This window comes from Sphingobacterium sp. BS-2 (assembly GCF_046161205.1).
In the GTDB taxonomy this organism is placed as follows: domain Bacteria; phylum Bacteroidota; class Bacteroidia; order Sphingobacteriales; family Sphingobacteriaceae; genus Sphingobacterium; species Sphingobacterium mizutaii.
Genome location: NZ_JBIXGO010000019.1, coordinates 96068 through 114900, shown reverse-complemented (window position 1 = coordinate 114900; position 18833 = coordinate 96068). Strand labels below are relative to the sequence as shown.

18 protein-coding genes are annotated in these 18833 nt (G+C 41.4%); 12 read left to right on the top strand and 6 right to left on the bottom strand.

Annotation, left to right across the window (positions count from 1 at the left end):
• Positions 1-76: 76 nt before the first annotated feature.
• The 3 genes from mnmG to apaG form a co-directional block, all read right to left on the bottom strand.
• Entirely contained in the window at positions 77-1936 is a 1860-nt protein-coding gene (gene mnmG, locus ACK2WI_RS12400; RefSeq protein WP_093099937.1) for a tRNA uridine-5-carboxymethylaminomethyl(34) synthesis enzyme MnmG, read from the bottom strand.
• A gap of 58 nt (positions 1937-1994) precedes the next feature.
• Positions 1995-3839 carry an ABC-F family ATP-binding cassette domain-containing protein gene (locus ACK2WI_RS12395; RefSeq protein WP_409151098.1) on the bottom strand — a complete coding sequence of 615 codons (1845 nt, stop codon included), beginning with the start codon at positions 3837-3839 and terminating at the stop codon, positions 1995-1997.
• 102 nt (positions 3840-3941) lie between these two features.
• The gene (apaG, locus tag ACK2WI_RS12390; protein WP_093099933.1) at positions 3942-4328 is read right to left on the bottom strand and encodes a Co2+/Mg2+ efflux protein ApaG; all 387 of its coding nucleotides are present in this window, start codon (positions 4326-4328) and stop codon (positions 3942-3944) included.
• A gap of 229 nt (positions 4329-4557) precedes the next feature.
• Between apaG and ACK2WI_RS12385 the strand changes: the two genes are divergently transcribed.
• From ACK2WI_RS12385 to ACK2WI_RS12335, 11 genes are all read left to right on the top strand, one after another.
• Positions 4558-5271 carry an SAM-dependent methyltransferase gene (locus ACK2WI_RS12385; protein ID WP_409151097.1) on the top strand — a complete coding sequence of 238 codons (714 nt, stop codon included), beginning with the start codon at positions 4558-4560 and terminating at the stop codon, positions 5269-5271.
• A 19-nt stretch (positions 5272-5290) separates the two neighbouring features.
• Positions 5291-6040: an alpha/beta fold hydrolase gene (locus tag ACK2WI_RS12380; RefSeq protein WP_409151096.1), complete on the top strand. Its 750-nt coding sequence runs from the start codon at positions 5291-5293 to the stop codon at positions 6038-6040.
• Positions 6041-6526 (top strand): hypothetical protein, encoded by a 486-nt coding sequence (locus ACK2WI_RS12375; protein ID WP_312695930.1) that lies wholly within the window; start codon positions 6041-6043, stop codon positions 6524-6526. It abuts the gene before it with no gap.
• Entirely contained in the window at positions 6516-7613 is a 1098-nt protein-coding gene (locus ACK2WI_RS12370) for a Nif3-like dinuclear metal center hexameric protein (protein WP_409151095.1), read from the top strand. Before ACK2WI_RS12375 ends, ACK2WI_RS12370 begins: the two co-directional genes overlap by 11 nt.
• Positions 7613-8350, top strand: a complete 738-nt coding sequence (locus ACK2WI_RS12365) for a zinc ribbon domain-containing protein (RefSeq protein WP_409151093.1) — start codon at positions 7613-7615, stop codon at positions 8348-8350. Before ACK2WI_RS12370 ends, ACK2WI_RS12365 begins: the two co-directional genes overlap by 1 nt.
• 150 nt (positions 8351-8500) lie before the next feature.
• On the top strand, positions 8501-11794 hold the full coding sequence (locus ACK2WI_RS12360) for a PDZ domain-containing protein (RefSeq protein WP_409151092.1): 3294 nt from the start codon (positions 8501-8503) through the stop codon (positions 11792-11794).
• A gap of 72 nt (positions 11795-11866) precedes the next feature.
• A complete protein-coding gene (locus tag ACK2WI_RS12355; RefSeq protein ID WP_409151091.1) occupies positions 11867-12580 on the top strand; it encodes a DsbA family protein in 714 nt (237 codons plus the stop codon).
• Positions 12581-12586: 6 nt separating this feature from the next.
• Entirely contained in the window at positions 12587-13528 is a 942-nt protein-coding gene (locus tag ACK2WI_RS12350; protein WP_409151089.1) for a lysostaphin resistance A-like protein, read from the top strand.
• Entirely contained in the window at positions 13509-13721 is a 213-nt protein-coding gene (locus ACK2WI_RS12345) for a putative signal transducing protein (RefSeq protein ID WP_093099919.1), read from the top strand. Before ACK2WI_RS12350 ends, ACK2WI_RS12345 begins: the two co-directional genes overlap by 20 nt.
• Positions 13722-14519, top strand: coding sequence for a phosphatidate cytidylyltransferase (locus tag ACK2WI_RS12340; RefSeq protein WP_409151088.1), 798 nt, complete (start codon positions 13722-13724; stop codon positions 14517-14519). It abuts the gene before it with no gap.
• A gap of 6 nt (positions 14520-14525) precedes the next feature.
• Positions 14526-15188 carry a DUF2461 domain-containing protein gene (locus tag ACK2WI_RS12335; protein WP_409151086.1) on the top strand — a complete coding sequence of 221 codons (663 nt, stop codon included), beginning with the start codon at positions 14526-14528 and terminating at the stop codon, positions 15186-15188.
• Here ACK2WI_RS12335 and ACK2WI_RS12330 read toward each other — a convergent pair.
• On the bottom strand, positions 15182-16375 hold the full coding sequence (locus ACK2WI_RS12330; protein WP_409151085.1) for an anhydro-N-acetylmuramic acid kinase: 1194 nt from the start codon (positions 16373-16375) through the stop codon (positions 15182-15184). The two genes, ACK2WI_RS12335 and ACK2WI_RS12330, sit on opposite strands and share 7 nt — an antisense overlap.
• A gap of 73 nt (positions 16376-16448) precedes the next feature.
• On the opposite strand from ACK2WI_RS12330, the gene gcvH reads away from it, so the two are divergent.
• On the top strand, positions 16449-16829 hold the full coding sequence (gene gcvH, locus ACK2WI_RS12325; RefSeq protein ID WP_093099913.1) for a glycine cleavage system protein GcvH: 381 nt from the start codon (positions 16449-16451) through the stop codon (positions 16827-16829).
• Between the two features lie 70 nt (positions 16830-16899).
• On the opposite strand, the gene ACK2WI_RS12320 is transcribed toward gcvH, so the two are convergent.
• Both ACK2WI_RS12320 and ACK2WI_RS12315 read right to left on the bottom strand, forming a co-directional pair.
• Positions 16900-17634 carry a DUF6263 family protein gene (locus ACK2WI_RS12320; protein WP_093099911.1) on the bottom strand — a complete coding sequence of 245 codons (735 nt, stop codon included), beginning with the start codon at positions 17632-17634 and terminating at the stop codon, positions 16900-16902.
• Between the two features lie 122 nt (positions 17635-17756).
• The gene (locus tag ACK2WI_RS12315; protein ID WP_093099909.1) at positions 17757-18743 is read right to left on the bottom strand and encodes a pyruvate dehydrogenase complex E1 component subunit beta; all 987 of its coding nucleotides are present in this window, start codon (positions 18741-18743) and stop codon (positions 17757-17759) included.
• Positions 18744-18833 lie beyond the last annotated feature (90 nt).

The following is an 18833-nucleotide window of genomic DNA, read 5'->3' as shown; positions in this document are numbered from 1 at the left end:
AAATTAAAAATAATGTCTTAAATCGCTTTATTTTCGTTTGTTATTTTATTAATGTAATATACTGATATTCAAGTGATTAACTCATGTGTACCATTAAAACGCTGATATCTGCCGGAGATACACCTGAAATTCTGGAAGCTTGGCCTAAAGTTCTCGGTTTTACTTTCAAGAGTTTTTGGCGCGCCTCAATAGAGAGTGAAGTTAATGAATTATAGTCGAATTCAGGATTGATTTCTTTGTCTTCCATTTTCTTCATCTTATTGACGATCTCCATTTCTTTCTCAAAGTAGCTATCGTATTTCACTTTGATCTCGGCTTGCTCAATAGTATCAGCATCAAAGTTAGCAATGTAATCGGCAAAGTCTTTATCGGCTTTGATGAGATCTTCGATTTCAACTTGAGGTCTGCTCAAGATTCCGAAGAGTCTAGATTTTTGTGAAATTGGGCTTGATCCTTTTTCTTCAAGGACAGGATTCATCTCGGCTGTCCCGATCGAATTATTTTTAAGGTAGTCTACGATATCATCTGAATTCTTGATTTTCGCATTTACTTTTTCAAGTCTTTCATCGGATACCAATCCCAATTTATGTGCCATTGGTGTCAAGCGTATATCTGCATTATCTTGTCGAAGCAGGAGTCTGTGTTCAGCTCTGGAGGTGAACATACGATAAGGCTCATCCGTTCCTTTGGTCACCAAGTCATCGATCAAAACGCCGATATAAGATTCCGATCTTTTTAGGATCAGTTCGTGTTGATCGTTTATTCTTTGGTGCGCATTGATCCCAGCGACGAAACCTTGTGCTGCTGCTTCTTCGTAGCCTGTGGTACCATTGATCTGACCAGCAAAGAACAGGTGTTTTACGGAGAGTGTTTCAAGGGTTAAGTCCAATTGCATAGGAGGGAAGTAATCATACTCGATGGCGTATCCCGGTCTGTACATTTTGGCATTCTCAAAACCTGGTATCAATTGCAGAGCTTTTAATTGTACATCCTCTGGTAGGGAAGTTGAAAAACCGTTGACATAGATTTCTACGGTTTTGAATCCTTCAGGTTCAACGAATATCTGATGTCTTTCGCGCTCGGCAAAACGGTTGATTTTATCTTCGATGGACGGACAGTAACGAGGGCCAAGACCTTTGATTCTTCCGGTGAACATCGGGGATTTTTCAAAACCGGTTTTCAGGATTTCGTGAACCGCTGAATTGGTGTATGTAATCCAACAGCATCTTTGTTCCTGTGGAATTTCAACGTCGGTATAGGAAAATCTTCCACGTGAATCATCTCCCCATTGCTCTTCCATCAATGCGTAATTTAAACTTCTTCCGTCTACACGTGGGGGAGTACCGGTCTTCATCCTTCCGGATTCGAAGCCTAATGATACCAATTGTTCGGTCAATCCTGTTGCTGCTTTTTCTCCTGTTCTACCTCCACCGAATTTCTTTTCTCCGACATGGATGACACCGTTCAGGAAAGTACCATTGGTAAGAACGACGGCATCAGCGTCGATACGGATACCCATGGAAGTAACGACTCCTTTTGCTCTGCCATTTTCGACGATGACTTCTTTAACGGTATCTTGCCACATATCGAGATTGGGAATGGACTCCAGTTGAAGTCTCCATTCTTCTGCAAAGCGCATCCTGTCGTTCTGGGTTCTGGGGCTCCACATGGCTGGACCTTTTGATTTGTTCAGCATGCGGAATTGGATGGTTGATTTATCGGCGATGATTCCGGTGTATCCGCCCATCGCGTCGATCTCTCTTACGATCTGTCCTTTTGCCACTCCGCCGATCGCGGGGTTACAGCTCATCTGGGCAATAACGCCCATGTTCATCGTGATGAGTAATACCGATGACCCTAAATTGGCAGCTGCTGCTGCCGCCTCACATCCGGCATGGCCGGCTCCAACTACAATAACATTATATTTATTAAACATATATCTTTCTCTAGTTTCACGTGGAACTCTGTTCTCTGTTTTAGTTTCACGTGGAACGCTATATAAACTCTGCTAGTTCCATCCATCTCTCGGTCTTCTCGTCGAGAGTGGTTTTTATCAAGTCGATCTCCTCGGCGATCTTTTGCAGCTCTACGTGGTCGGTCGTTTTTGACAGTCCTTCCGTTAGGCTGCTCACCTTGGTTTCGAGGTTGGCGATTTCTGTTTCCAGTCCTTCAAATTCCTTCTGTTCCTTGAAGCTCAACTTCTGTTTTTTCTCCTCGGCTTTTGGCTTCTCGATTTTCTTTTCTGGTTTCTTGTTCAGTTCTTCTTGCTCCAATTTGTAGTCGGCATAGTTACCATTATAGATTACGATGTCCCCATTGCCAGGGAAGATGAAGAGCTGTTCGGTCAACTTGTCGATCAAGTAACGGTCGTGAGAAACCAAGACCAGTACGCCTGGATAGTTTTCCAAGAACTCCTCCAACACATTTAAGGTGTCGATGTCAAGGTCATTGGAAGGTTCGTCCAAGATCAAGAAATTTGGGTTCGCCATCAGGACACGCATCAATTGCAAGCGCTTCTTTTCTCCTCCGCTCAATTTGCTGACAAAGCCGAACTGTTTCTCAGGAGGGAAGAGGAATTTGGTCAATAGTTGGGAAGCAGTAATGACTTCCCCGTTTTTCATTTCTATATAGTCGGCAACATTCTTTACAATGTCCAGTACTCTTTCATCAGATTTGAAGGATAGACCTTCCTGTTTGTAATAACCATATTTGGTGGTCTCCCCAACAGATAGATTTCCTTCGGTCGGCTGTATGCTTCCGGTGATTAGATTGAGAAAAGTAGTCTTCCCGCTTCCATTCTTTCCGGCTAGACCTATGCGGTCTGCTTTCTTGAAAGTATAGGAGAAAGGGGAGAGGATCTTCTTGTTCGGAACCGAGAAACCGGCGCCTTCAATTTCAAGGATCTTGTTTCCTTGTCTCGAAATTTGCATGCTCAGTTCTACTTGATCTTTCTTGCGAGGACCTTTGGATTTTTCTTCTAGGTCGTAGAAAGATTCGATCCTTGCCTTGGCTTTTGTACCGCGTGCCTGAGGTTGTCTTCGCATCCATTCCAATTCCTTTCGCCATAAGTTCCGGGCCTTGTCCGCCGCAAGGATTTCATTGGCTTCACGCTCGGCTTTCTTTTCTAAAAAGTATGCATAGTTGCCTTTATATATAAAGACCTGGCCTTTGTCAAGTTCACGGATCTCGGTACAGATGTTGTCCAAAAAGTAACGGTCGTGAGAGACAAGGAGGACAGTCTTGCTTCCGGTGGTCAATAGCTTTTCTAACCACTCAATGGTTTCAATATCCAAGTGGTTGGTAGGTTCGTCCAAGATATAGATATCGGGCTCGTCGATTAAAAGCTTAGCCAAAGCCAAGCGTTTTTTCTGACCACCACTTAAGGAGTCGATACGTTGTTCGAAGTTGTTTATCTGGAATCTGCTCAGGATGGTTTTGATATTGTTCTCATATTCCCAAGCATTGAGTGCAGTCAGTTTTTCAGTAACATCAAGAAATCTTTTAGAGGTAACATCCTCATTTTCAATTAATTCCTCGTATTCTTTGATTAACTGTTGCTGTTCGTTATCTGCGCTGAATATAAAGTCATTGATGGTCTTCAGGTCAGAGAAATCAGGGTCTTGCGGAAGGTATCCTACCTTTAAGCCCTTTTCTTTCACCACTTTACCTTTATTGGGAATGACAAGCTCTGCCAATATCTTTAATAAAGTTGATTTTCCTGTTCCGTTGATTCCAACCAATGCTACACGATCTCCTTTCTGTAAGGCAAAATGAAGATCGGTAAAAAGCCATTTGTCGTTGTAAGAATGGCTAACTTGTTCTGTGCTTAAAATACTCACCTGATATCTTGACGTAATTATCCAAGCACAAAATTATTAAATATTTGTTACTACTTAACTTTTAATATGAAAAGTATACAGTTAGTTGACCTAGGTATCGGTCTAGTTGAGACGGTAGTTGGCGATTAGATTGAATCTCGGGATATGCACATGGAAGATAGAATTGTCCATCTCACGGATCATCTCGTAATAACCTTCCATAAAACCCATGTCGCTTTTTAAATTGCAACCTGATACATATTGATGCATTTGGCCCGGCTCGAGGATAGGTTGTTCCCCAACCACACCATCACCATCAACTTGCTTGTTCAGGCCAATTGAATCGTAAATATTCCAATGACGACGCACCAATTGGACGGTGTATTCACTCAGATTCTCAATGGTAATCCGGTAGGCGAACATGAAGTGCTCGTTTTCTGGATTAGAGTATTCTGACTGATACGTCGACTCAACCGAAATTTTAACGCCTGAAGTTGTTTGTGTTGTCATAGTCAACCAAATATATATATTCTGATCATTTACACAAAAATAACCTAAATATGTATGACCTAAATTACAATTATTAGACAAAAAAAACTCATAAGTGTTTGAATTAAAGTAACAAACAAATTTCTTTTTTAGAAAATAGAACTTAATAATTTCACCATTGTAATTACATAAATAACGAAGGAGTTTGTAAATCTGTATAAATTAATCAGCAAATGATTAGGTTTGTAGCATGGCAAAAGGCAATTTATATCTTCTACCTGTTCCCTTAGCTGAACACGCTGATCGCGCATCCTATACGCTTTTGCACCTGGATATCATCAACAATATCAAGGAATATGTTGTAGAGAACGAAAAAACAGCAAGAAAATTCCTAAAAGAAGCGGGTTTAAAAATTCCTCAGAGCGAATTGGTCATACATGACTACGGCAAACACAGCCGAGAGAAGATGAACTACAATCTTGTTTTCAAAGCCGTATTGCAAGGTGCAGACATAGGCCTGATGTCGGAAGCGGGTTGCCCGGGGGTTGCCGATCCAGGTGCTGATGTGGTATTTGAAGCCCACAAAAGAGGGATCAAGGTAATTCCTTTGGTAGGGCCAAGTTCGATTTTGTTGGGTTTGATGGCTTCAGGTTTTAATGGACAAAATTTTAGCTTTAAAGGCTATCTCCCAATTGATAAGGCAGCCAGAGCGAAGTCCATCAAGGATCTAGAGTTCGTCAGCCATAAGGAAAGGAGCACTCAGATCTTTATTGAAACGCCATTTAGGAACAACCAAATGCTTTCGGAATTACTGAAGTCGCTTAAACCGCAAACTCTTCTCTGTATAGCCTGCAATGTAACAGGCAAGGATGAATTCATCCGCACACAAAGTGTTGCAGATTGGAAAAATACGACAGTAGATTTACACAAGAAGCCTTGTATATTTTTATTATTTGCTCCATAAAATTGTATTTTTATAGTTCATGAGAAAACTTATCCAGATTTCCTTTCTGTTCATGTGCGTCCCTTTTATGCAATTGCGAGCTCAAGAGGCGACCTATGTCCTGGTACATGGTGCTTGGGGCGGGTCTTGGCAGTTCAAGAAAACCGCCGAGAAACTGGAAAAATTAGGAGCAAAGGTTTATCGAGTGAATCTAACGGGCCTTGGGGAGAGATACCATCTCGCGAACCCGGAGGTGAACCTGAGTACCCATATCAAAGATGTAATCAATACAATATTATTTGAAAGGTTGGATTCTGTGATATTGATGGGGCATAGTTATGGCGGAATGGTTGTAACGGGTGTAGCCGACAGTATTCCTGAAAGAATAAAAAAGCTAGTCTATTTGGACGCTTTTGTCCCTGAAGATGGCGAAAGCGTGGCAGCCTATGTCAAGGATGATCCATCAGCTTCGCTGTTGAACAGCCAAGATGCTGCCTATGTATATCCATCTTGGGTTAAGGACACTACGGCCTTCCCTAGGGATGTTCCGCATCCTTTGGCATCCATTAAAGAAGCGATACACCTGAAGAACCCAAAGAGGCTTCAGATTCCTACTACCTATATCTTGACTTTCGAGATCTCACAAGGAGGGACAGAGAAAGATCCATTCTATTTCTTCTCCACAAGGGCAAAGAAATACAATTGGAAAGTGATAGAAATGGAAGCGGACCATAATCCGCAAATAAACAAGTTAGAAGATTTGGTCACGATATTAAACAATGAAAAATAGATGAACGACGTACTTTCTCCCGAATTGACAGCCGAAATCGAAAGAATCAGTATCTTTTTTGTAGTCGTTATCCTTATTATTTGGGCACTTTTTGCCAATACGGTGAGGAATACCTTGAAATTGATTTCCAAAGAAAACCAGTGTATATTGCCAAATCAAGCTTGGTTTTTGGTCGTTCCGTTTTTTAATATCTATTGGAATTTTGAAGTGGCGAGAAGGCTTTCGTATTCCTTGAACAATGAATTTTTTGACCGCAAGATAGCCGTAGAAGAAAATCCTTCTTTGGGAGCTGGTATGACTTATGCATGGTCATTTTTGATATATAATTTCCCCTTCCCGCTATTTTGGAGGATTTTGGGGATGATCGTTAGTTTCGTTTATTTCATCACCTATTGGTTTAAGATCAATCAATACCGCGTATTGTTGATGGAACACAATAAGTGGTTGGAATCTGAAGCAGAGAAAAATAATAGAAATGAAAATTAAAGAGGTAATACAACATTTGGAGGAATTGGCTCCATTAAATTATCAGGAAAGCTATGACAACTCGGGCTTGATTGTAGGCGACCCTAACCAGGAGGTCAGCAAAGCCTTGATTTCATTGGATTGTACCGAAGAAGTCGTTGATGACGCCATTTCCAAAGGCTGTAACCTGATTATATCCCATCATCCCATCGTATTTTCTGGATTGAAGAAGTTCACTGGGAAGAATTACGTGGAGAGAGTAGTAATCAAAGCCATCAAGAACGATATTGCCCTGTATGCCATCCATACAAATTTAGATAATGTCGTAGGTGGAGTGAGCAGCAAGATGGCAGACAAGCTAGGTTTGGAAAATCAAGCGGTATTGCGTCCGAAGGGAGGATTATTGAGGAAACTAGTAGTTTATGTCCCTAGGACTCATGTTGAAGAAGTAAGACAGGCATTGTTTGATGCAGGTGCGGGAGCAATAGGAGACTATGATCAATGCAGTTATAATACAGCAGGTTATGGTACTTTTCGTCCTTTAGATGGAGCAAATCCAGCTATTGGTCAAGTAGGCGAACAAGAGCGCGTGGAGGAAACGAAAATTGAAGTAATCTATCCGGCGCAGGCAGAACGAAAAATCTTGGTTTCTATGCTTGCGGCACATCCTTATGAAGAGGTAGCCCATCAGATCTTTAATATAGAGAACTCTTTTTCCTATGTTGGCTCGGGAGTAATTGGAAATTTAGAAGAGCCCATGGAAGAGTCAGAATTCTTGGCATACTTGAAGGAGCGCATGAACCTGAATGTCATCAGACACACCAAATCATTAGGCAAGAAAATAAGCCGAGTAGCGGTTTGCGGTGGTGCAGGAGGCTTTTTGCTAGGAGATGCCAAGCGTTCAGGCGCAGATATATTCATTACTGCCGATTATAAATACCATGAGTTTTTTGATGCCGAAGGAGAAATAATAATTGCAGATATCGGACATTTTGAGAGTGAGCAATTTACACAAGAATTATTGTTAGATATAATTCAGAAAAAATTTGCTAACTTTGCTGTCCTATTGACGGAAATAGACACAAATCCAATAAAATACTACAGTTAATGGAACAAACCGTAGAACAAAAACTAAAAGCTTTATGGGCGTGGCAATCAATCGAAACACAGATTGACAAAATTCGCCAAGTACGTGGAGAACTACCTATTGAGGTAGCTGACCTGGAAGATGAGATTGCAGGTTTAGATACACGTATCGAAAAAATTCGTAATGAGCTAGACGAATTAGAAGATTCTATTGTGAAGCGCAAAAACATGATCAAAGATGCGCAGACAGCAATCAAAAAATACGAGACACAACTAAACGAAGTAAAAAATAACCGTGAGTACGATGCAATTTCTAAAGAGATTGAAATCCAAGGGTTAGAAATTCAAGTTTGTGAGAAACGTATTCGCGAAGCTGAATTCGAAATCAAGAACAAAACTGAAGCTTACGAAGCAACAGTGAAGAACGTAGATTTCAGCAAAGGTGAATTGGATGCTAAGAAACAAGAATTGGAAACAATTACGTCGGAGACTCAAAAAGACGAAGACAAATTGGTTACTGAGGTTGAGAAATCAGAGAAGAACATCGATGATCGTCTGCTTAAGGTAATCAAGAAACTACGTAAGTCCTTCCGCAATGGATTGGCAGTGGTATCTATCGAGCGTGATAGCTGTTCTGGTTGTCACAACAAGATTCCACCTCAATTGCAATCAGAAATTCGCCAAAGAAAGAAAATCATCATCTGTGAACACTGTGGTAGAATTTTAGTTGACGAAGAAATCGCATCTGAAGAAGCATAGTCTTAAAACACTATAAAGGAACGCCAGCACATTGTGCTGGCGTTTTTTGTTTATTTTCAATTTATTCCGTAATCCTGGAAATATTTTGATGAACTGAGAATGTAGCTCCGATTTTATCCTTATTTTTATCCAACACACCAATTTATCAATATGCTTAAAAATATTTTTTCCATTCTTGCATTAGCTGTTAGCCAAATCAGCTTTGCACAGAATAGCACTGAAACCTTATTATTGAGAAATCCAAGCATTAGCCAGAACCATATCAGTTTTGTTTATGGCGGTGATATTTGGATTGCCGATAAGAACGGACAGAATGCACGCCGGTTGACTGTCAACCCTGCTGTCGAACAGAACCCTGTTTTCTCCCCAGACGGCTCTAAAATAGCTTTTACGGGAAATTATGATGGCAACACCGATGTATATGTGATTTCTATACAAGGCGGCGACCCGCAGCGTGTCACGAGCCATCCTTCTGCAGATGTCCTGCGAGGCTGGTTGTCCAATGATGAGGTTTACTTCACGACCCAACGTGAACTGAATTACTCGCTTGGCGCGCGATTATACCGCACTAAAATCAATGGTTCAGTTGATTATCCCTTATTGATGCCGGAAGCCAACCAAGGTTCTCCATCGGCAGATGGGAGATACTGGGCTTATATCAAGAACGGTGATCCAACTGAAAGAGACCGTGTTGCTTTCAAGCGTTATCGTGGAGGCGGTATGCCTTCCATTTGGATATTTGATACCCAAAGCCATGATGTGCAGGTCGTTCCTGGAGAGAAATGCAATGATGTCAAACCAATTTGGTTAGGCGACAAGGTTTTCTTCCTGTCCGATCGGGATAAGATCGTTAATGTTTTCAGTTATGATGTCAAATCAAAACAGGTTGAAAAACTGACGAATTTCAATGATTACGATGTTCGCACTTTGCAGGGTAAGGGCAATGAGCTGATCTTTGAACAGGCCGGCAAATTGCATTTATTGAACACTTCAAATAAATCCAGCAATCCGATCTCCATACACATCAATGCCGACGCTTTATCAAAAAGAGGACATTATGTGGATATGAAAAAAGACATCCGAAACTTCGAAATTTCATCTACAGGACAGCGAGCGCTATTTGAATCAAGAGGAGAGATCTTCTCGGTACCGAAAGAAAAAGGAGATGCCAGGAATATTTCAAGCTCACCGGGTTCTCATGAGAAGTATCCGGCATGGTCGCCCAACGGAAAATGGGTTTCTTATATCTCAGACAAGAACGGCAAATACGAATTGGTCCTGCGTGATCAGAAGGGAATGGATGAACCTAATTATATCAGTTTAGGGACCAGTAATTTCTATTTCCAACCCACTTGGTCTCCAGATAGCAAGAAACTATTCTATACGGACTCCCATTTAAATCTATATTATGTTGATATAGACTCCAAGAAAGTTAGCAAGGTAGATGATGATTATCTAGGATCCCATACCGGACGTAATTACAATTATTTCCAATCCAGCTGGTCTCCCGATTCCAAATGGATTGCCTATGTCAAGACCCTGAACAATGGACAGAATGCTGTTTATATGTACAATCTGGATACAAAGAAAACACAACAGGTTACAGACGGCATGAGCGAGGTTACCCAGCCTATCTTCACTAGGGATGGCAAATACCTGGTCTTCTCGGCCAGCACCAATGTGGGCTTGACCAATTCCGGTCTACACATGACCGCCTACGACCGGGATACCGAATATTCTCCGTACGCCTTTATCCTTTCCAGCGATTCTCCTTCGATTTTCAAGAATGAAAGCGATGAAGAGACCGTAAAATCGGAAGGATCTAAAGAAGAAAAGGATAAGGAGGAAAAGAAAGACAATAAAAAAGGCAAAAAGGATGACAAGAAAGATGATTCAAAAGAAGAGGAATCAAAAGAAAGCGTCAAGCCTATCAAAGTAGACTTCGACCAGATCAATAACCGTATTATCGCGCTTTCCATTCCAAAAGGCTCTTATGCCTTTGACGGCTCGGTAGAAAACATGTTGATCTATAAACGCGGAAGCAATATCTATGCTTACGACCTGAAAAAACTGGAAGAGAAAACCATCGTTGAAAACGCGGGAGGATTTTCAATCAGTAGTGATGGTAAGCAAATGATCTATAGCAACAAGGACGGTTATTACATCGTGGAAGCAGGTAAGAAGCCTGCAGGAGACGCTGGAAAGCTGAAATTAGATGATATCAAATTACGTGTAGAGCCTTCTCAAGAATGGAACCAGATCTTTAATGAGGTTTGGGCAATGCAAAAGGACTTCTTCTATGTAGAAAACATGCATGGTGCCGATTGGGCAGCCGTGAAAAAGAAGTACGAGAAATTCCTGCCTTATGTCAATCACCGTTCGGATCTGAGCTACCTCTTGAACGAGATGTTAGGGGAGTTGGTCGTGGGTCATAGCTATATTTATCCGGGTGATGAGCCAAGCGCTCCATCGGTGAGCTCAGGTGTGCTGGGAGCAGACTTCGTAATCGAGAACAATCGTTATAAGATCAAGAAAATCTACAATAGAATGGACTGGAACCCTTCCTTCAAGGCTCCGCTTGCAGAACCAGGTTTAGGAGTAAAAGAGGGGATGTACATTTTAGCTGTGAATGGCAAGGAATTGACGGCGGATATGGATATCTATAGTCTATTTGATTTTACGGTAGACAAGCAGATCGGATTGAAAGTCAATGATAAACCAAGCCTTAGCGGTGCCAAGGACATTACCGTTAAGCCGATTTCCTTTGGAAACGAGGTTGCCCTGAGACGCCAATACTGGGTTGAGAACAACCGCAAAAAGGTCGATTCATTGAGTAATGGACAGATCGCCTATGTCTACATGCCAAATACCGGTAGAGAGGGCTATGTGTCCTTCAACCGATATTATTTCTCGCAGATGGACAAAAAGGCCCTTTTGCTGGATGAAAGAAATAACGGAGGAGGCTCTGTTGCCGATTATGTCATCGATCTATTGTCAAGGGAGTTGATCTCTGGCTGGGGTATCCGTGATGGCAAGAGCTTTACCACACCGGGAAATGGGATCTTTGGTCCTAAAGCCATGATCATCAATGAATTTGCCGGATCAGGTGGCGATATGATGCCGTATATGTTCAGGTTCAAAGGCTTAGGTAAGCTGGTAGGAAGGACCACCATGGGTATTTTGGTTGGTATTTCAGGTTATCCGCAGCTGTTGGATGGCGGAATGGTTACTTCTCCAAACTTCGGGATCTTCGATCTAAACGGTAATTATATTATTGAAAACGAAGGTGTTGCTCCAGATGTATTTGTCGAGCAAATGCCAAAAGAGCTTTTACAGGGCAAAGACCCACAATTGGAAAAAACAGTTCAGATCCTTTTAGAGGAGATGAAAACCTATCCATACAAAGAGCTTAAAAAGCCTGCAGATCCAATCCGGGTAAATTAAAAAATATAAGAAAGCCAAGGGTATACTCTTGGCTTTCGTTCTTTTTACTGATTTAAAAGAGTATTTTTGAACATGTTAATAGAAATTTGGTCCGACATTATGTGTCCTTTCTGTTATATCGGAAAGCATCACTTTGAAAAAGCGTTTGATTCATTCATTTATAAAAATGAGATCAAGGTAGCATATAAGAGTTATCAATTAGACCCAAACTACCATCATCAAGATGGCGATAGCACTTATTCCTATCTGAGCCGTTCTAAAGGCATGCCAATGGAGCAAGTCAAGGAGATGACCGGGAATGTGGAGCAGATGGCAAAAAACGCTGGAATCAACATTGATTTTGCAACAAATATTCCTGCCAATACTTTCAAAGCACATGAACTGATTCATTTTGCGGCTATCCAAGGTAAAGGCGCCGAAATGAAAGAACGCCTATTCCAAGCACATTTCTCCGACGGACAGAATATCGAAAAGGATGAGGTATTAGTATCCTTGGCAGAAGAAATAGGATTGGATAAGGAACAAGCCAAAGAGGCCCTGAACAGTGATCAATATGCTTATGAAGTCAAACAAGACCTTGCAGAGGCACAACAGATCGGTATTCGTGGCGTTCCATTTTTTCTTATTGACCGTAAATATGCGGTATCTGGCGCTCAACCGGTAGATGTTTTCGTTGAAGTTCTAGAAAAAAGTTTTTCAGAATGGAAAGAAAAAAATCCATCCATTATTTCCTTTAAAAGTGATGATTCCGCACCGAATTGTACGGATGATAAATGCGATATTTAATCTGATATGAACGGCCTAATGTTTGAACCTAAAAAGAATTCAGCTTGGATGTCAATGATGATCCTTTTGGGATTAACATTTGCCTGCGCCTTTGTCGTTCAGCTCATTGTCATTGTTGGCATTTTGATCAGTACAGGAGATATTAAAAGCATGCTGGAAGGCGGAAGTAACTCCCTCTTTTCAGAAAACGCTTATGTCCTGTATATCATATTGGCGGCAAGTAGCATTTCTACCTTTCTGTTGCCCTCGTTATTCTTACAGATGATCGAGAAAAACCAATACCGATACTTCCCAACCGAGCCGTTTCAGCTCAAGAACTACCTGGTCCTTATTTTCTTGTTTCTATTGGTCTGCAGCCCTGCAATGGAGTTGGTGAGCCGTTTGAACATGGATATGAAATTGCCGGATTTCTTAGAGAATACGGAAAATTGGATGCGTTCTCAAGAAGACCAAATGAAGGACTTGACGAAACAATTGGTCATGGTGGACAGCATCGGTAAGTTGATGCTAAACATGTTGGTCATGGCCGTTATTCCTGCCATTGTGGAAGAATATTATTTTAGAGGCGCACTGCAGAATATTCTCGGCAGGCTCTTTAAAAACATACATGTGGCAATCTGGGTTACCGCGATTATCTTTTCTGCCATTCACGTGCAGTTCTACGGCTTTTTTCCAAGGATGTTATTGGGTTTGATCTTTGGCTATGCCTTTTTATGGTCCAAGAATATTTGGGTACCGATATTTGCCCACTTCCTGAACAATGCCTCGGTGACCATTATAGCATTTGTATACGCCCGAGATGGAAAAACCTATGAAGACCTGCAAAATGCAGATCCATATACCATCCCTTTTTATATCAGCAGCATCATTTTAAGTGTTGCCATAGCTTTCTATTTTTATAAGATTTCGAACCAAAAAACTAAATCAAATGAACTCAAACTGGACTAAAATAAAAGTTTACAACCAAGCCTTTGAGGCTGAAATTGTAAAAAATATGCTTCTTGAAAACAATATACCTGCAGTCGTATTAAACAAAAAGGACTCATCTTATTTATTTGGTGTTGTGGAGCTGTATGTGGAGCATGAAAATGCCAACAAAGCAATGGAATTGATGGGTTCATTTGGAGACGAAGAAGAATAAATGAAAACAAGAGCTATTACAGGATTTTTCTTTGTGGTCGCATTGCTGTGCGCCACGATTTTTAACCAATATGTTTTTGCCATATTCTTCAGTATCGTGGGGATCCTTTCAGCAAGGGAGTTTTTCAGCATCTGTAAAACAGCAGAAACCAAACCCTTAATGGGTTTGGGGATCTTGACAGCAGCCGTGCTAGCGGGGCTTTCAAGCGCTTACTTTCTAGGCTTCCTAGAGCTCAAGTACCTGATGCTGGCCTTGCCACTCTTTTCCTTGTTGTTTATTTCATCATTGTACCTGAAAAGAGAAAAACCATTCCACGATATAGCCTATACCGTTTTGGGGATATGGTATGGAACGGTTCCTTTCCTGTTTTTCATTGGTCTGGGCTTCTTAAAGGGCGATTTTAACCCCTATATCCCAATGGGATTCTTGATTATCCTTTGGTCCAATGATACCGGAGCCTACCTATCCGGCAGAGCAATGGGCAGGACCAAGCTATTTGAAAGGATTTCACCAAATAAGACCTGGGAAGGCTTTATCGGAGGCGTTGTTTTGGCTATGGTTGTAGCCTACAGCTTGGAGCATTTCTTTGGTTCGCTATCGAAAATAGAATGGATCAGCATTGCAGCTATCATCGGTATATTTGGAACATTGGGTGATTTGGTGGAATCCATGCTCAAAAGAAGCTTGGGAATCAAAGATTCAGGACAGATATTGCCTGGACACGGAGGCTTCCTAGACCGTTTTGATGGGCTGCTGATCGCAGCGCCATTAGTATATGTACTGCTTACTTTATTATAAAAGACCATGAAAATAGAAAAATCAACCTTCGATTTTCTAAATAACTTGAAAGAGAACAACAACAGGGAATGGTTTCAAGAACATAAGCCTGAATACGAGGCTGCATTGAAAAATGTCACTGACTTTATTGAGGGCATCATTATGAAGCTTTCAGAGCTAGATCCCCATATCAACCAAGAAATATCAGCCAAGAAATGCTTGTTCCGAATTTATAGGGACGTGAGGTTCTCCAAAAATAAAGATCCTTATAAATCTTGGTTTGCTGCCGGTATTTCTGTTGATGGCAGAAAATTAGCAGGACCGGAATACTATATCCACATAGAACCCAATGGAACCTTTATCGCTGTAGGCTATTGGCGTCCGGAGAAGCATCATTTAGATGCGGTGAGGCAAGAGATAGATTACAATGCCGAAGAGCTTTTCAAAGCCTTGGAAAAGGGCGGTTGGAAAGCCGAAGACATGTCTGCCGAAGACAAACTCCAAAGACCTCCAGCAGGATATGCGGCCGACAACGAGCATATAGAGCTTCTGAAGCACCGAAGCTTCATTTTGTCTACCAACCTGAGCAGAAAACAAATGGAGGCTCCTAAGGCCTTAGAAACGGTAATCGAGCATTATGCTACCATGATTCCTTTCAAGGAATTCATCCACCAAGCGATCGATCAATAGGGCAGAGAGATCTTGCCCATACAAACAGCGGGGGAGTCCTTGATATTGGATACCGATTGGGGATTTCCTGCCAACGTTTCATTTGCCAAAACCGCAAACAGACAAGCCTCTTTCGCATCTGGATTGAGACCAAGCGCCTCAAAGGAATCTACCCTTCCAGGGAATTCGGACTTCAATTCCTCCATCAATAAAGGATTGTGCAATCCACCACCACTCACATATATCTTCAGGTTCTCCAAGCCAGAAGTGGCCTTTTGGATCCCCTTTACCATGGTTTTTGCCGAGAAGGCATTCAGGGTAGCCATAATATCTTCATGACTCAAGTTTTTGGACGAAATATTCTCCAAAGCTTGATCCAGATAGGCTAGGTTGAACAATTCAGGACCCGTTGTTTTCGGAAAGTTTAACCCTAAGAAAGCTTCATTTTCCAACTCATTCAGTAAGTCAGGGTTGATTTGCCCTTTTTTTGCCGTTTCAGCATCTTTATCCATCTCAACCTGAAAATGCTTTTCCATGTATTGGTTCATCATGGTGTTTCCCGGGCCCAGATCCGTTGCGTATGCCTTCAGCGGACTGCCTAATGCTGGAAGGAACGTAAAATTGGAAATACCGCCAATATTTAAAAGGATGCGGTTCTCCGTTTCTGAAGAGAACAATAGATAATCACCATAGGCTGCCAAAGGGGCACCTTCGCCGCCGGCAGCAAGATGTTTCTGTCTAAAATCAGAAAGACAGATAATTCCTGTTCTTACCGCCAGATGGTCACCATCACCTAACTGTAGGGTGCTATTTGGCAAGGAAGTATCATGGGTCAATGATTGCGGCGCATGGAATACCGTTTGTCCATGGCTTGCGATGGCATCGATTTCAATGGCTTGGATATTCCATTTCTGGAGCGCTTCTAAAATCAATGCGGCATGCACCTCCGCGATATAGGGGTTAAGGCCACATAGAACCTGTTGGTCGATGTTGCGCTGCGCAAATATTTTACGGACCCAAGTCCTGAATTCAGGCTTATAGTCCATCGTTTCAAAGGCCAGAAGTTCAATTTTACTTTGGTTTCCATTTCCTTGAATTTTGCATAGGGAAATATCCAGTCCATCCAATGATGTTCCGGACATCAAACCGATGATCAGACGCTGGTCTTTTTGCGCTATTTCAGCTAATTTGGCAATGCTAGGGTTCATAGGATAAAAATACAATAACTTTTGTATTCTCCTTTCTTAATCCTATTTTTGGAGAAATACAAATAGAAAAGACATGAATTTTCCTTCAGAATTAAAGTACACCAAAGATCACGAATGGGTTCGTGTAGAAGGTGATGAAGCAGTAATTGGTATTACGGACTTTGCTCAAAGAGAGCTTGGTGATATCGTATTTGTTGACATCAACACCGTAGGTGATGAGGTAGCAGCAAATGAAGTGTTTGGTTCAGTAGAAGCGGTTAAAACTGTTTCTGATCTATTTATGCCAGTTACTTCTACTGTATTATCAGTAAACGATGCAATTGACGCAAACCCAGAATTGGTTAACTCTGACCCTTACGGTGAAGGTTGGATCATTCGTGTTAAATTAAACAATGCTGCTGATGTAGACGGATTAATGTCTGCTGATGACTACAAAGCTGAAGTTAACGCTTAATATCTAGCAATAAAACATAAAAAAGGCCATTTAGCATTGCTAAATGGCCTTTTTTAATGGTATTCATATCTTATTTGAGAACGGTCAAGGAGATATCCGAAATTACTTTAGAACCTTCAACCTCCATTTCCATTTTCATGTTGGCGGTTTTGGTAAATAAGGTTTCGGGATCTGCAATGTACGTGCTGTTCATCGTTCCTATCTTGGTTTCCGATTCATTGAACATTTCTCCTGTTGTCTCCACTTGGTATCCCTCAGCGGTTTTACCAACGTACTTATTCACCGCCTTGGTTTTGATTCCTTTGTTTGTCGACTCCGAGGTCCAGGTATCACCCGGTTTTACTGGTTTATCAGGGTAGGTCGTGGTCATGGCAAAGTTTTCAAAAGCATTGTCCGCGCCTTCAACTCCCTCCATAGTGATCATTTTTCCTTTATTATTGGTAATCATGGTCATCTTTTTGCCGATCATCTTTTCAAACTGAGCGGCCATCATGGCAGCCATTGGATCGTCAGAAGGGGTCTCAGAATCATAACTGATGGTCATCATTCCAGCATCCATATCGACTTTGATGGCGTCGGTGGTGTTTTCGAAGGTATAATTAGGATCTTCGTATTTAGAGACATTTACGGTGCTTTTCATTACGATATCCATGATCATGCTCTGTTCACCATCAATATCCATTTTCATGGTAGTAACGGATTTGAACGGCTTGTTCAAGGGCATCTTCATAGTAAAGTCAACTTCCTGTGCTTTAGAAACTAATGCCGCAGAAGAGAGTAGGAAAAGGATCAGTAATTTTTTCATTCTTTTGAATTTAGTTCTTTAAAAATACTATTTTTTTGCAGAATTCAAAGTTTTCAGTGCAGAAACTCAAAAACAAAAAGCCCCGGTATTTTCATACCAGGGCTTCCATTATCTTGAATTTCTTATTTTTTGATATAAGAAACTTCTTTAACCGCTTTTACTACTTTCGCAATACTTGGCAATGATGCCTCAACCAATGTAGGCGCATATCCTAGAGGAACGTCTGCAGAAGTAACACGAATTACTGGAGCATCAAGGTAATCGAAAGCATGTTTTTGAACGTGGAAAGTAATTTCAGAAGAAATTGAAGCCAAAGGCCAAGCTTCTTCAACGATTACTAAACGATTTGTTTTCTTAACAGATTCGATGATCGTAGCGAAGTCAATAGGACGTACCGAACGTAAGTCGATCAATTCCACGCTAACACCGTCTTTTTCTAATTCTTCAACCGCAGGAATAACCACACGAGGAACCATCTTACCGAATGAAACTACAGTAACTGCAGTACCTTCTTTCACTACGTTTGCTTTTCCGATTGGCAAGTAGTACTCCTCTTCAGGAACCTCACCTTTATCACCATACATCTGCTCAGACTCCATGAAAATAACTGGATCTGGATCGATGATAGCTGATTTCAACAATCCTTTAGCGTCGTAAGGGTTTGAAGGAACAACCACTTTCAATCCTGGCGTATTTGCATACCAGTTTTCAAAGTTTTGGGAGTGCTGTGCACCTAACTGACCAGCATTACCGGTTGGGCCTCTGAATACGATCGGACAAGAGAATTGACCACCGCTCATTTGGTGGATCTTTGCCGCAGCGTTAATAACTTGGTCAATAGCAACCAATGAGAAGTTGAAAGTCATGAATTCAATGATCGGCTTTAACCCGTTCATCGCGGCACCCACGCCGATACCCGCAAAACCAAGCTCAGCAATTGGAGTGTCAATAACACGTTTTGCACCAAACTCATCAAGCATCCCTTGACTTACTTTATATGCACCATTATATTCAGCGACTTCCTCGCCCATTAAAAAGATTGTTTCGTCTTTACGCATTTCTTCGTTCATCGCTTCACGAAGCGCTTCTCTGAATTGTATTTCTCTCATCAGTATTACAGATAGTGAATTTTGTTTAGATACGCAAAAATACTATTATTTCTCGAATTTTCGTAGTGGCATTGTACTATTTTCGATGTA

Coding starts and splice junctions, on each gene's coding strand:
- mnmG (WP_093099937.1), bottom strand. CDS start 1,936: ATGTTTAATAAATATAATGTTATTGTAGTTGGAGCCGGCCATGCCGGA.
- apaG (WP_093099933.1), bottom strand. CDS start 4,328: ATGACAACACAAACAACTTCAGGCGTTAAAATTTCGGTTGAGTCGACG.
- ACK2WI_RS12385 (WP_409151097.1), top strand. CDS start 4,558: ATGGCAAAAGGCAATTTATATCTTCTACCTGTTCCCTTAGCTGAACAC.
- ACK2WI_RS12380 (WP_409151096.1), top strand. CDS start 5,291: ATGAGAAAACTTATCCAGATTTCCTTTCTGTTCATGTGCGTCCCTTTT.
- ACK2WI_RS12375 (WP_312695930.1), top strand. CDS start 6,041: ATGAACGACGTACTTTCTCCCGAATTGACAGCCGAAATCGAAAGAATC.
- ACK2WI_RS12370 (WP_409151095.1), top strand. CDS start 6,516: ATGAAAATTAAAGAGGTAATACAACATTTGGAGGAATTGGCTCCATTA.
- ACK2WI_RS12365 (WP_409151093.1), top strand. CDS start 7,613: ATGGAACAAACCGTAGAACAAAAACTAAAAGCTTTATGGGCGTGGCAA.
- ACK2WI_RS12360 (WP_409151092.1), top strand. CDS start 8,501: ATGCTTAAAAATATTTTTTCCATTCTTGCATTAGCTGTTAGCCAAATC.
- ACK2WI_RS12355 (WP_409151091.1), top strand. CDS start 11,867: ATGTTAATAGAAATTTGGTCCGACATTATGTGTCCTTTCTGTTATATC.
- ACK2WI_RS12350 (WP_409151089.1), top strand. CDS start 12,587: ATGAACGGCCTAATGTTTGAACCTAAAAAGAATTCAGCTTGGATGTCA.
- ACK2WI_RS12345 (WP_093099919.1), top strand. CDS start 13,509: ATGAACTCAAACTGGACTAAAATAAAAGTTTACAACCAAGCCTTTGAG.
- ACK2WI_RS12340 (WP_409151088.1), top strand. CDS start 13,722: ATGAAAACAAGAGCTATTACAGGATTTTTCTTTGTGGTCGCATTGCTG.
- ACK2WI_RS12335 (WP_409151086.1), top strand. CDS start 14,526: ATGAAAATAGAAAAATCAACCTTCGATTTTCTAAATAACTTGAAAGAG.
- ACK2WI_RS12330 (WP_409151085.1), bottom strand. CDS start 16,375: ATGAACCCTAGCATTGCCAAATTAGCTGAAATAGCGCAAAAAGACCAG.
- gcvH (WP_093099913.1), top strand. CDS start 16,449: ATGAATTTTCCTTCAGAATTAAAGTACACCAAAGATCACGAATGGGTT.
- ACK2WI_RS12320 (WP_093099911.1), bottom strand. CDS start 17,634: ATGAAAAAATTACTGATCCTTTTCCTACTCTCTTCTGCGGCATTAGTT.
- ACK2WI_RS12315 (WP_093099909.1), bottom strand. CDS start 18,743: ATGAGAGAAATACAATTCAGAGAAGCGCTTCGTGAAGCGATGAACGAA.